The following is a 1,005-nucleotide window of genomic DNA, read 5'->3' as shown; positions in this document are numbered from 1 at the left end:
CGCACAGCACCTGGACCATGCCGTCGTAGAACCCGGAACACGACGGTCGAGCAGGAGGGAAGCCATGGAAGGCCGTACTTCTGCCTGCCCAAGAGCGGCAAAACGCGAGACGTTCCCCTCTCCCCCAACCTCGCCAAGCGTGTCCAGGACCACCTGCGCCGCTTCCCTTCGATCGCCTGCACGCTCCCGTGGCGCAACCCTGAGCCGCCGACGACCGAGCTGGAAGGGCGACAGCGTAAACCGATCAGCGTCCGGCTGGTGCTGAGCTCCCCGCAGGCCAATCGAATCAACTACTCGATGTGGAGCAAGCGGAGCTGGCGGCCCGCACTCGCGGCGGCCGGTGTCGTGAAGAAGGTCGGCGACAAGGCTGAGACGTACGGAGGTCGCAGCCGTCGCTACTCCGTCTACGAACTCTCCCGCGAGGACATGTTCCACGTCCTCCGGCACACGTACGCGAGTACCCAGCTTGAGGCCGGCGAGTCGATCGTGAGCGTGTCTCAGTGGCTCGGGCATGCCTCGCCGCAGACCACGCTGACGCACTACGCTCACTTCATGCCCGGGGCGGGCAAGCGGGGCCTCGCCGCCATGGACGAATGGTTCGGTCAAGATCCACAACCGAATGTCCCTGAGCCCTGGGCACCCCACAACCCAGAACAGGCCATGAAACCGCAGGTGGCAGCGGTAGTCGCGCACACTGACAACGTGTACGAGGAGTTCAAGGAACCTCTCTACGCGCCGCCCCCGCTGCTCCAGCGGATGGTGGAGGCAGGGCTGCTGGGCCGCAAGACCGGCCGCGGGTTCCACGTGTACGGCCAGGAGTGAGCATCCCGGCGTGACCGGGCCGAGGGGCTCGGACCGCGTGTCCCAGCTCACCGTCCGAATGCCCGACGTGGTCCGCCGCGCCGGGTGAGCGCCCCCTAGGCTGGTCGGTGCAACTGGTTCGCCCCGTCCGCCAGGCGGGATGCGTCGTAAGAGGGAACCCGGTGGGAATCCGGGACTGCCCCG

The 1,005-nt window shown here is 67.3% G+C and carries 1 protein-coding gene and 1 riboswitch; the gene reads left to right on the top strand.

All coding sequences use genetic code 11. The annotated features are described in order from the left end of the window. A partial coding sequence (locus tag ACFRCG_RS48845; RefSeq protein WP_380043140.1) for a 3-hydroxyacyl-CoA dehydrogenase family protein occupies positions 1–822 on the top strand: 822 nt, incomplete at its 5' end. A 97-nt stretch (positions 823–919) separates the two neighbouring features. After that, a riboswitch (cobalamin riboswitch) is annotated at positions 920–1,005 on the top strand. This riboswitch is flagged as partial in the annotation.

It is taken from the genome of Embleya sp. NPDC056575, from assembly GCF_042793325.1.
In the GTDB taxonomy this organism is placed as follows: domain Bacteria; phylum Actinomycetota; class Actinomycetes; order Streptomycetales; family Streptomycetaceae; genus Embleya.
This window is presented reverse-complemented; position numbering and strand designations above follow the sequence as displayed.